The sequence below is a fragment of the Streptomyces sp. NPDC025618 genome, assembly GCF_055558795.1.
In genome coordinates this window covers 2,392-13,142 of sequence record NZ_JBVHLW010000074.1, presented here as the reverse complement: position 1 = coordinate 13,142, position 10,751 = coordinate 2,392, and the positions used below count along the sequence as shown (strand labels likewise).

Annotated in this window: 9 protein-coding genes; 3 read left to right on the top strand and 6 right to left on the bottom strand. The window is 74.8% G+C overall.

Features of this window, described 5'->3' with window-relative positions; genetic code table 11:
• Positions 1-108: 108 nt before the first annotated feature.
• Positions 109-1,218 (bottom strand): hypothetical protein, encoded by a 1,110-nt coding sequence (locus ACZ4A5_RS30985; protein ID WP_467591543.1) that lies wholly within the window; start codon positions 1,216-1,218, stop codon positions 109-111.
• A 346-nt stretch (positions 1,219-1,564) separates the two neighbouring features.
• Here ACZ4A5_RS30985 and sepH point away from each other — a divergent pair, with 346 nt between their 5' ends.
• Positions 1,565-2,644, top strand: coding sequence for a septation protein SepH (gene sepH / locus ACZ4A5_RS30980; RefSeq protein ID WP_467591540.1), 1,080 nt, complete (start codon positions 1,565-1,567; stop codon positions 2,642-2,644).
• Between the two features lie 164 nt (positions 2,645-2,808).
• Here the strand turns inward: sepH and ACZ4A5_RS30975 are convergent, their stop codons facing one another.
• Positions 2,809-3,639 (bottom strand): sulfurtransferase, encoded by an 831-nt coding sequence (locus ACZ4A5_RS30975; RefSeq protein ID WP_467591537.1) that lies wholly within the window; start codon positions 3,637-3,639, stop codon positions 2,809-2,811.
• A 289-nt stretch (positions 3,640-3,928) separates the two neighbouring features.
• Here ACZ4A5_RS30975 and ACZ4A5_RS30970 point away from each other — a divergent pair, with 289 nt between their 5' ends.
• Complete coding sequence (locus tag ACZ4A5_RS30970; RefSeq protein ID WP_467591535.1) at positions 3,929-4,735, top strand: VOC family protein; 807 nt, start codon at positions 3,929-3,931, stop codon at positions 4,733-4,735.
• Here ACZ4A5_RS30970 and ACZ4A5_RS30965 read toward each other — a convergent pair.
• The 4 genes from ACZ4A5_RS30965 to ACZ4A5_RS30950 form a co-directional block, all read right to left on the bottom strand.
• A complete protein-coding gene (locus ACZ4A5_RS30965; RefSeq protein ID WP_467591532.1) occupies positions 4,710-5,381 on the bottom strand; it encodes a thymidine kinase in 672 nt (223 codons plus the stop codon). The genes ACZ4A5_RS30970 and ACZ4A5_RS30965 overlap by 26 nt on opposite strands.
• 55 nt (positions 5,382-5,436) lie before the next feature.
• Positions 5,437-6,645 (bottom strand): alkaline phosphatase family protein, encoded by a 1,209-nt coding sequence (locus ACZ4A5_RS30960; protein WP_467591529.1) that lies wholly within the window; start codon positions 6,643-6,645, stop codon positions 5,437-5,439.
• A complete protein-coding gene (locus ACZ4A5_RS30955) occupies positions 6,645-7,232 on the bottom strand; it encodes a DUF5998 family protein (RefSeq protein WP_361534008.1) in 588 nt (195 codons plus the stop codon). The genes ACZ4A5_RS30960 and ACZ4A5_RS30955 overlap by 1 nt, the downstream gene beginning before the upstream one ends.
• Positions 7,233-7,366: 134 nt before the next feature.
• Positions 7,367-10,177 (bottom strand): bifunctional acetate--CoA ligase family protein/GNAT family N-acetyltransferase, encoded by a 2,811-nt coding sequence (locus ACZ4A5_RS30950; protein ID WP_467591526.1) that lies wholly within the window; start codon positions 10,175-10,177, stop codon positions 7,367-7,369.
• Positions 10,178-10,319: 142 nt separating this feature from the next.
• Between ACZ4A5_RS30950 and ACZ4A5_RS30945 the strand changes: the two genes are divergently transcribed.
• Positions 10,320-10,601, top strand: coding sequence for an HPr family phosphocarrier protein (locus tag ACZ4A5_RS30945; protein ID WP_361535724.1), 282 nt, complete (start codon positions 10,320-10,322; stop codon positions 10,599-10,601).
• Positions 10,602-10,751 lie beyond the last annotated feature (150 nt).

Genomic DNA, 10,751 nt, shown 5'->3' with positions numbered 1-10,751 from the left:
CTCCCCCTCTCCCCCCCCCCCCCCCCCCCCCCCCCTTCCCCCCCCCCCCTCCCCCCTCCCCCCCCCCCCCCCCCCCCCCCCCCCCCCCGTCCGGCAGGAGAGGGAGTCCTACGACAGCGTCCCCTGGGTGACCGTGCCGGTGCCCGCCGCCGCGTTCTGGCCCTGCGGCGGCTTCGGGGTCTGCCCGGTCGAGCCGGTCGTACCCTGGCCGCCCGTGGTCGTGCCGCCCTTGCCGTCGGTGCCGCCCTTGCCGCCGTCGGGCGTCGGCGTGGGGTGGGACGGGTCCGGCTTCGGGCCGGGCGTCGAGCCGCCGGTGGTGCCGCCCGTACCGGACGACGTCGACGGGTTCGGCGAGGGCTTGTCCGTACCGCCGCCCTGCCCGGACGTCCCGGAGTCCGGCGAGGAGTTGTCGCCGCCGCCCTTGCCCGGCTCCCGGTCGCCCTCGTGCGAACGGCCCGGGTCGGGGTTCTCGGAGGGCGTGCGCTCCTGCTTCTTCTCCGACTTCCCGCCGCCGCTGACCAGCTGGCTGAACGTCGTGGAGTTCTTCGCGCCGTCCGCGCTCTTGTCGCTGACCAGCTCGACCGCGGTGACGGTGCCCATGGCGAGCGCGAAGACCGCCGCCGCGGCGAGCAGCGGGCGCTTCCAGCCCCACCGCAGCCGCGTGCCGTGGGTGGTGCCTGTCGTGTACTCGTCGCTCAGGCCGTCGATCTGTTCATCGGAGTACGCACCGGCGTGCGGGTCCCCATACGCGCCCGCGTGCGTGCTGTGCTCCGGCGTGCGGCCCGCTCCGCGCAACAGCTGCGTCGCGTCCTCGGCGGGCAGACCTCGCGTCGCGTCGGCGGCCGGCATCATCCGCGTCGCGTCGACCTGGCCGAGCAACTGGGTCCGGTCGGCATCGGGCGTGGCGTCCGGTTCGAGGCGCCTCACCGCACGCCCGGCGTCCCGCACCGGCACCTGGCGCAGCGTGGGCCTGGCCGCCTGGGTGGTCGCCACGCGGAGCTGCTCGCCGGTGCGCTTGAAGAGATGCTGGAAGATCGTGCCGCCCGAGGTGGCCACGACACTCACCACGCCGGCGCCGAGCACGGTGCCGTACACGCCGAGCTTGCCCGCGAGCAGCGCGGCCACGACCGCCGCGAGGGCGCTCCCGGCGACCTGCGCGAGGCTCAGCTCCAGGCGCTTCTTCTTGGGTTTTGCCTCGCTTTCGCCTTTGTCGTCCATCTCCCGCCTCTGTGTAGCCTTCGATCCCTCTTGCAGCTAGAAGAGACATTCGAGCGTAACGAACAGTTCCGATTCGGGCGATTGTGTGAACCTCGACACCCGTTCGGGGGGTGCCGCCACCGACGGGCCGGATCAACTCCCTTCTCCCGCGTGAACTTCGATGGCGCGCCGATCCACGCCCAGTGGCCCGAATGGAGTACTGTGGCGAGCCCTGGTCCCGGTGTCCCGTCCGGCTGCCCGGACCCAAACGGGAGGGGCCAGGCGGCTCTCGCCCCGTCAACTCGGCAATGTTGTGGCAGGCTGCACCCGGGCAGGCCACACTCGACTAGCGGAAGCAGCGACGCAGGTGACGTCGGCAGGCACCACCCGGGAGGTCCCCATGCCCGAACTGCGTGTCGTGGCCGTCTCCAACGACGGCACACGGCTGGTGCTCAAGGCTGCGGACAGCACGGAGTACACCCTTCCCATCGACGAACGGTTGCGCGCCGCGGTGCGCAACGACCGTGCTCGCCTGGGCCAGATCGAGATCGAGGTGGAGAGCCATCTCCGCCCGCGCGACATCCAGGCGCGTATACGCGCCGGTGCCTCGGCGGAGGAAGTCGCGCAGCTGGCCGGCATTCCCGTCGAGCGGGTCCGCAGGTTCGAGGGACCGGTGCTCGCCGAGCGCGCCTTCATGGCCGAGCGCGCCCGCAAGACGCCCGTGCGCCGTCCCGGTGAGAACACCGGTCCGCCGCTCGGCGAGGCGGTCGCGGAGCGGCTCGTGCTGCGTGGCGCGGAGAAGGACAGCTCGCAGTGGGATTCCTGGCGCCGCGACGACGGCACCTGGGAAGTGCTGCTCGTCTACCGGTCGGCAGGTGAGCCGCGCGCCGCGAGCTGGACGTTCGACCCGCCGAGGCGGATCGTTCAGGCGATGGACGACGAGGCGCGGGCCCTCATCGGCGAGACCGACGACACGCCCGAGCCGAGCTTTCCCTTCGTGCCGCGCATCGCCCGGCTGCCGCGCGACCGGCCGCTGGACCGCACCCTGGACCGCCCGGCCCCGGCGCCGCCCGCTCCCCCCGCGGAGCCGGACACCGAGGCCGCCGCGGAGGACACCGCCAAGGAGCGGGACTCCCTGACGAGCCTGCTCGAGGCCGTGCCCAGCTTCCGGGGTGACATGGTCGTGCCGGAGCCGCCCTCGGTGGCGCCGGTGAACGAGGAGACCGACGAGGAGGCGGAGGCCGTCGAGCCTCCGGCCGCGAGCGCGGGCGCGGGTGCCGCGTACGCCGATGTGCTGATGCCGCGTTCGGTGGCCGGTCACCGCGACCGGCTCACCGGGACGACGGACCGTCAGGCGGAGGCGGACGGTGTCCGTCCCGGCCGCCGGGCCGCGGTGCCCAGTTGGGACGAGATCGTCTTCGGCACCCGGCGCAAGAAACAGGAGTGACGGCAGAGCGACCCGAGGAGTGACCACCCGTCAACCCCGGCTGTTGCCGGGGCCATGGTGGCGCGCGCCTCGCCTGCCCTCTCCGCGCGGCGGCACCGCCCGGCCCGGTGGGGCCGGGCGCCGTCGCTCCGACCGGCCGCTCCCGCCGGACGACGGGGACCGGGTCAGCCCGGCTGGGGTCCCGTCGCCACGGGGCGGCTCCCGTCGGAGGACCACTCGCTCCACGACCCCACGTAGAGGGCCGCGGGGATGCCCGCGACCGCCAGCGCGAGCACTTCGTGCGCGGCGGAGACGCCTGAGCCGCAGTAGACCCCCACCTCGCCGCGCGCCCCGAGGCCGGCGAAGCGCTCGGCCAGTTCCTCGGCGGGCCGGAAGCGGCCGTCCTCGGCCAGGTTCTCCGTCGTCGGCGCGGAGACCGCGCCGGGAATGTGCCCGGCGACCGCGTCGATCGGCTCGGTCTCGCCGCGGTACCGCTCCCCCGCCCGGGCGTCCAGCAGCACCCCGCGCCGCGCCAGCGCGGCCGCCCCGTCCGCGTCGAGCGACGGCAGCGCCCCCGGCGCCGGGACGAAGTCCCCTTCCGCGACCGGTGGCGCACCGGCCTCCAGGGCCCCGCCCCCGGCCGTCCACGCGGGGAGGCCGCCGTCGAGGACCCGTACGGAGTAATGACCGGCCCAGCGCAGCATCCACCACGCGCGGGCGGCCGCCCAGCCGGTGCCGCCGTCGTAGGTGACGACCTCGCGGTCGGAGCGCACCCCGGCGCGCCGCATCGCCGCGCCGAACGCCTCGACGTCCGGCAGCGGGTGCCTGCCCTGCTTCCCCGCGGGGCCTGCCAGTTCGGCTTCGAGGTCCACGTAGGCGGCGCCGGGGATGTGCCCCGCCTCGTACTGCGGACGGCCGGGCGGGCCGCCCATCTGGTAGCGGACGTCGAGCAGGACCGGCGGCCGCGCCCCGGCAGATGTGTTCATGAGTTCGACTGCGGTGATGAGGGGATTCATGGCCCCATCCTGGCCCAACCTCCCCGCGCGGAAAGGCCCTCTGGTGGGACCGCGCACAACTGCTCGATACTGGGCGGCGATCCCGATACTGGACGGCAACGGCGCCGAAACGGAACCGAAACGCGAATTCGGGCATTCTCCTGCGGGAACACGTGGGTCCCGGCGCGGCCGGGGGGCGCGCCGCGGCAGGTGGTGCAAACATCTGGACGTGCCCCGTCCCGTACCGCCCGCGCGCCGCGGAACGGCGCGGGACGCGCGGCCACCACGATGGTCCGAGGAGAGAGTGGCGATGACCGAGGTTTGGGGCTCCCCCCGGCGGCCGAGCACGGGGGAGGCCAGGCAGACACCGGGCACCCCGTGCTGGACGAGCCTGCTGGCACACGACCTGGAATCGATCAAGGACTTCTACAGCGGCCTGTTCGGCTGGTCCTACTACAACCCCGGGCCACGCCGGCTCGGCCCGTACGTACGCGCCACGATCGACGGCCAGGACGTGGCGGGCATCGGCGGGCTGACGCCTGGCCGACGGCTGCCCACCGCCTGGACCACCTATCTCGCGAGCGACGACGCGGACGGCACCGCGGAGGGCATCCGCTCGTCCTGCGGCACCGTCGGCGTGGGCCCGCTGACAGCCGAGGACGCGGGGCGGCTGCTGCTCGCCTCGGACCCGGCCGGGGCCTCGTTCGGCGTCTGGCAGGGCATGCGCCTGGCGAGCCCCCGGCTGGTGGGGACGCCCGGCACACCGGTCCGGCACGAGTTGGTGACCCACCGGACGTCCGCGGTCGTCACGTTCTACCGCGCGCTCTTCGGCTACGAGGCCGAGCCCGCGCCGGCGGGCGGTTCCGACTCCGTCACGCTGCGGCTGAACGGTCGGCCGGTGGCCGCGATCCACGGGGTCGGTGCGGCGCTGCCGCCCGCGCGGGGGCCGCACTGGATGACGTCGTTCGAGGTGGCGGACACCGATATGGCCGCGCGCCGGGTCGTCGAGCTGGGCGGTCAGGTGCTGCGGCCGCCGCGGGAGAGCGCGGCCGGGCGCCTGGCCACGGTCGCGGATCCCGAGGGCGCCGTCTTCACCCTGCTGCGGACGGCCCGTTAGCCGGGTCCACGGGCAGCACGTCCGGCGAGAGCGCGGCGGCGCGCGCCGACGCGGCTGTCAGCCGACGGCGGTGGTGACGCCGGCACAGCACCTCGTAACCCACCACGGCCTCGGGCTGGTTGACGTCCCCGACGACGACCTGGGCGCCCTCGACGACCATCTGCCCGCCGATCGTGCGGGCGTTGTGCGTGGCCCGCGCACCGCACCAGCACAGGGCCTCGACCTGGAGCACCTCTATCCGGTCGGCGAGTTCCACCAGGCGCTGGGAGCCGGGGAAGAGCCGGGTGCGGAAGTCGGTGGTGATGCCGAACGCGAAGACGTCGAGTTCGAGGTCGTCGACGATCCGGGCGAGCTGGTCGATCTGCTCGGCGGTGAGGAACTGCGCCTCGTCGGCTATGACGTAGTCGGCCCGGCCGCCCGCCGAGAGGTGCGCGACGATGTGGGCGTAGAAGTCGAAGCCGTCGCCCGCCTCGACGGAGTCCGTCACCAGGCCGAGCCGGGACGACAGCTTGCCCTCGCCCGCGCGGTCGTTCCGGGTGTAGATCATCCCTTGCAGACCGCGTGCCGAGCGGTTGTGCTCGATCTGAAGAGCGAGGGTGCTCTTTCCGCAGTCCATGGTTCCGGAGAAGAACACCAGCTCGGGCATGGGGAAGCCAATGCCTTTCGTACGTAGGAGGGGCAGAAGGGGGCCGGGCGGGCTGTCAGGAACGCACTTCGAGGAGCGGGACCAGCTGCTCCACGGGCGTCATGGAACCGTGCAGCCCGACCATCGCGGACTCGTTCGGCTCGGTCTCGGTGGCGACGACGGCGATGTCGTCGCGGGCCGCGGCGACCACATCGCCGATCCGTCCGTGGACCCGGTCGTCCACGCCCTCGCCGGGCGGGCCGAACCAGCCGGCCTCGATCGCCTCGTCCCGCCCGGCGACCCACATCTGCTCGCCGAGCACCTCGCGCCAGACGGCCAGCACGTCGGCGGCAGCGCCGGGCACGGCGTAGACGTGGCGGGCGCGGGCCTCGCCGCCGAGGAGCGCGACGCCGGCGCGCAGCTCCCAGTCCTCGTCGAAGTCGATGCGCGACTCCGGGTCGAAGGGGATGTCGATCATGCCGTGGTCGGCGGTGACGTACAGCGCCGAGCGCGGCGGCAGCTGTTCGGCGAGGCGCTGGGCGAGCCGGTCGACATACATCAACTGGCCGCGCCACTCGTCGGAGTCGACGCCGAAGCGGTGGCCCTTGCCGTCCACGTCGCTGTAGTAGGTGTAGACCAGCGCGCGGTCCGCGGCGGCGAGCCGGTCGGCGGCGAGGTCCATCCGGTCCTCGCCGGAGAGCCGGCCGTGGAAGGTGCCGCCGCTCAGCGCGATCTTCGTCAGCGGCGTGTGCTGGAAGTCGGGGGCGGAGACCTGGCAGGTGTGGACCCCGGCCGCGTCCGCGAGCTGGAAGACCGTGGGGTAGGGCTGCCAGACGTGCGGGTCGGTCCAGGGGCGCCAGCGGAGCTGGTTCATCAGCTGCCCGGTGGCGGGGTCGGCGACGGTGTAGCCGGGCAGGCCGTGCGCGCCCGGCGGCAGGCCAGTGCCGACCGAGGCGAGGGACGTCGCGGTGGTGGAGGGGAACCCGGCGGTCATCGGCCGCCCGGTGCCGTTCATGGACGTGCCCAGCAGGGAGTGCAGGAAGGGCGCCTCCGCGGGGTGGGCCCGCAGCAGCTCCCAGCCGAGGCCGTCGATGAGGAAGACGCAGACGCGGTCGGCGGGGGCGAGCTCCAGGCCGGTGCTCAGCCCGGGGACGCCCAGGCCCGTCGCGATCGACGGCAGCAGGTCGGCGAGCGAGCCGGTGCCGTAGCGCGGGAGGGGGGCACAGCGGGGGTCGAGCGGGACCGGGTCGTGCCAGGACCGGCCCGCGGTGGTCACCTGGGCCATCAGCGGGCGGTCGCCGCGGTCGCCTCGGAGAGCGCCTGGGCGAAGGCGAGGGTCTGCCGGACGGTGTCCGGGCCGTCGCCCGCCTCGCTGACGCGCAGGCTCAGGTCGTCGGCGGTGGACGAACCGGTGTAGCCGTGGTCGGCGTCGCAGTTGGGGTCGCCGCAGGCGGCGGGCTCCAGGTCGATCCGGGAGACCGCGCCCCAGCCGATGGTGAGGACGACCTCGCGGGGCAGGGTGCCCGGGGTGTACGCCTCGGGGTTGGCGACGACGCGGCTCAGCACGACGGAGGAGATCCGGCCGATCTTCACGGACTCCGTGGACGTCGTGGCGTACGGCGAGGGGGACGTGCCGTCGGCGGCCTGCTCGTCGGTGTGGCTGACGATGAAGCGGTTGTCCGTGAGGACCAGGACCGTGACGTGGCGGCGGACCTCGTTGGAGTCGAACGTCGTCTCCTGGTGCACCAGGTACGACACGATCGGCTCCCCGCCCACGGCGGCCTCCACCGCCTCGGCCACGAGGGCCGGGTAGTAGCCGCTGCGCTCGATCGCCGCGCGGAGCCCTTGGGTCGTCGTACCGGTCTTCGCCATACGCCCATCCTACGGGGCCCAGGGGGCCCGCCCGCCCTTGCCCGCCCCCGGGGCCCGGGGGCGGGCGCTGTGCCGCGGACCGGGATCAGGGGGCGGGACGCGGCCCGGTGGGGCACCTCGCAGCGGGCGTCCGGTCAGACGACCGGCAGGCTGCGGGGCCCGAGATCCGTACGGGCGGGCGGCGGGGCCAGGCGTATGGTCGCGCCCAGGACGTGGACGCCGTGCGGGGCGACGATCACCGGCTCCAGATCGGCGCCCACGACCTCGGGGTGGTCGTCGACCAGCCGGGAGACCCGCTGCAGCAGTTCCTCCAGGGCTCTGGTGTCCACCGGGGTCGTGCCCCGCCAGCCGAAGAGCAGCGGCGCGGTCCTGATCGAGCGGATCTGCTCGGCGGCGTCGCGGTCGGTGACGGGGACCAGCCGGTGCGCGGTGTCGCCGAGCAGCAGGGAGGGCGCGCCGGCCAGGCCGAAGGAGAGCACGGCGCCCGCCGCGGGGTCGATGGCGGCCCGCACGACCGTGTCGACGCCGCGCGGGGCCATCGACTGCACCACGAACCGGGTCTCCTCCGGCTTGCCGAGCAGCTCGGTCAACTCGCCGTAGGCACGGAGCAGTTCCGCTTCGCCGCCCAGGTCGAGCCGGACGCCGCCGAGGTCGGCGCGGTGGCGCAGGTGCGGGGCGGTGGGCTTGAGGGCGACGGGGAAGCCGAGCCGGTGCGCGGCCCGGACGGCGCTTTCCGGGTCGGGGGCGGGCAGCGCGGGCAGCACGGCGATGCCGTAGCGGGCGAGCAGGCGCTGGGTGTCGGCGGCGGAGAGGGTGACGGCCCGCGGGCCGGTGAGCGGCGCGGGGGTCGCGCCGTGGGCGGCCAGCAGGACGTCGATGTCGGCGGCGGCCCCCGCCTCGTCGATGTCGTCGTACTCGGGCACCCGGCCGGGCTCGGCGGCCGTCTGCCGCCGCCACCGGGCGTAGCGCGCCGCTTCGGCGAGGGCCCGCACGGCGCGCTCGGCCGCGGGGTAGGCGGGTATCCGCACGGCGGGCGGCGGGCCGGCGGAGGCGTCCGTGGCGGCCGCCGCGCCTGTGGCCACGGGCGGCCGCTCCTCCGCCGCGAGCGCCTCGGCCAGGCCCGGGATCTCCAGGTGGACGACGGTGACGGGCTTGGTGGCCGCGGCCGTGGCGACCGCCTCCCGCAGCGCGGCGGCGAGGTCCGCGGCGGAGGCGTCGCCCACCCAGGGGATGGCGGTGACGACCACGGCGTCGCACTCCTCGTCGGTCAGGGCGTCCAGGAGGGCGGCCCGGAAGTCGGCCGGTTCGGCGGCGGTGGTGAGGTCGTACGGGGGCTGGGGGCGCAGGCCGTCGGTGAGGCAGGCGTCGTAGGTGAGCAGGGCGAGGGACTCGGAGTTGCCGAGGATGGCGACGCGGGGGCCCGCGGGCAGCGGCTGGGAGGCCAGGAGGAGGCCGGCGTCGGCCAGTTCGGTGACCGTGTCGACGCGGATGACGCCGGCCTGCCGCAGCAGGTCGGAGACGGTGGCGTCGGGGATGCGGGTCGTGGGCACGGCGTGGCCGGTGGGGGCGGCGCCGCCGTGGCGGGCGCCCTTGACGACGACGACCGGCTTGCGGGCGGCGGTGCGCCGGGCGAGCCGGGTGAACTTCCGGGGGTTGCCGATGGACTCCAGGTACATGAGGACGACGTCGGTGTCGGGGTCGTCGTGCCAGTACTGAAGGAAGTCGTTGCCGGAGACGTCGGCGCGATTGCCCGCGGAGACGAAGGTGGAGATGCCGACGAGGCCGGCGGCACGGCGGTGCAGCCCGGACAGCAGGGCGATGCCGATGGCACCGGACTGGCTGAACAGGCCCAGCCGCCCGGCGCTGGGCAGCTCGGGTGAGAGGGAGGCGTTGAGGCGGACCCCGGGCGCGGTGTTTATCAGGCCGAACGCGTTGGGCCCGATGATGCGCATGCCGTACGAGCGGGCCTGCCGCACCAGCTCGCGCTGCCGGTCGCGGCCGTCGGCGCCGCTCTCGGCATAGCCCGCGGCGAGGACGACCAGGCCCTGCACGCCGTGCTCGCCGCACTCGGCGACGACGGAGGGCACCTGCTCGGCGGGCACGGCGACGATCGCGAGGTCGACCTGCTCGTCGATGCCGCGGAGGGAGCGGTGGGCGGGCACCCCCTCGGGCTGGAGCCGAGAAGGCCCCTCGGGGAAGGCGTGGTTGACCGCGTACACCCGGCCCGTGAAGCCGCCCGCCAGCAGATTGCGCAGCACGGCGCGGCCCATGCCGCCGGGCTCGCGGCCGGTGCCGATGACGGCGACGGAGCCGGGGGCGATGAGGCGGTGCACGGAGCGGGCCTCGGCGCGCTGCTCGCGGGCGCGCTGGACGGCGAGGGAGCGGTCGGTGGGCTCCAGGTCGAGCTCCAGGCGGACGACGCCGTCCTCGAAGCTGCGCTTCTGCGTATAGCCCGCGTCCGTGAACACCTTGATCATCTTGGTGTTGGCGGGCAGCACCTCGGCGGCGAAGCGGCGGATGGAGCGCTCGCGGGCGACGGCGGCGAGGTGCTCCAGCAGGGCGGAGGCCACGCCGCGGCCCTGGTGGGCGTCCTGGACGAGGAAGGCGACCTCCGCCTCGTCGGCCGGGCCGGAGGACGGCAGGCCCCGGGGGCCGATGCGGTCGTAGCGGACGGTGGCGATGAACTCACCGCCGACGGTGGCGGCGAGGCCCACCCGGTCGACGTAGTCGTGATGGGTGAAGCGGTGCATGTCACGGTCGGAGAGGCGGGGGTAGGGGGCGAAGAAGCGGTAGTACTTCGACTCGTCGGAGACCTGCTCGTAGAAGCTGACCAGGCGCTGCGCGTCGTCCGGGGTGATCGGGCGGATCTGCGCGGTGCCGCCGTCGCGCAGCACCACATCGGCTTCCCAGTGGGTCGGGTAGGCATGCTCGGACGGCGTCTGCATGGGGCCAGCGTAAGGCCGCCCACCGACAACGGGCCCGGCTCGCGCGGGCGGGCGGGACCGGGGAGGGTGGGGGCAGCCGGAGCACTGCGGACCCCGTGAGACACTGGTCTAGACAACCAATGACGACTTGAAGGGCAACACCATGGCTGAGCGCCGCGTCAATGTCGGCTGGGCCGAGGGCCTGCACGCCCGTCCCGCGTCGATCTTCGTCCGTGCGGCGACGGCCGCGGGCGTTCCGATGACGATCGCCAAGGCCGACGGCAACGCCGTCAACGCCGCGTCGATGCTGGCCGTGCTGGGCCTGGGCGCCCAGGGCGGCGAGGAGATCGTGCTGGCCTCGGACGCCGAGGGTGCCGAGGCGGCTCTCGACCGCCTGGCGAAGCTGGTCGCCGAGGGGCTCGAGGAGCTCCCGGAGACCGTCTGATTCACGGGAATCGCGCGCGGCGGGGGGGGGGGGGGGGGGGGGGGGGGGGGGGGGGGGGGGGGGGGGGGGGGGGGGGGGGGGGGGGGGGGGGGGAGGGGGTGGGGGGGGGGGGGGGGTGTGTGGGGGGGGGGTGGGAGGCGACGGCGGGTG

Coding starts and splice junctions, on each gene's coding strand:
- ACZ4A5_RS30985 (WP_467591543.1), bottom strand. CDS start 1,218: ATGGACGACAAAGGCGAAAGCGAGGCAAAACCCAAGAAGAAGCGCCTG.
- ACZ4A5_RS30975 (WP_467591537.1), bottom strand. CDS start 3,639: ATGAATCCCCTCATCACCGCAGTCGAACTCATGAACACATCTGCCGGG.
- ACZ4A5_RS30970 (WP_467591535.1), top strand. CDS start 3,929: ATGACCGAGGTTTGGGGCTCCCCCCGGCGGCCGAGCACGGGGGAGGCC.
- ACZ4A5_RS30965 (WP_467591532.1), bottom strand. CDS start 5,381: ATGCCCGAGCTGGTGTTCTTCTCCGGAACCATGGACTGCGGAAAGAGC.
- ACZ4A5_RS30960 (WP_467591529.1), bottom strand. CDS start 6,645: ATGGCCCAGGTGACCACCGCGGGCCGGTCCTGGCACGACCCGGTCCCG.
- ACZ4A5_RS30955 (WP_361534008.1), bottom strand. CDS start 7,232: ATGGCGAAGACCGGTACGACGACCCAAGGGCTCCGCGCGGCGATCGAG.
- ACZ4A5_RS30950 (WP_467591526.1), bottom strand. CDS start 10,177: ATGCAGACGCCGTCCGAGCATGCCTACCCGACCCACTGGGAAGCCGAT.
- ACZ4A5_RS30945 (WP_361535724.1), top strand. CDS start 10,320: ATGGCTGAGCGCCGCGTCAATGTCGGCTGGGCCGAGGGCCTGCACGCC.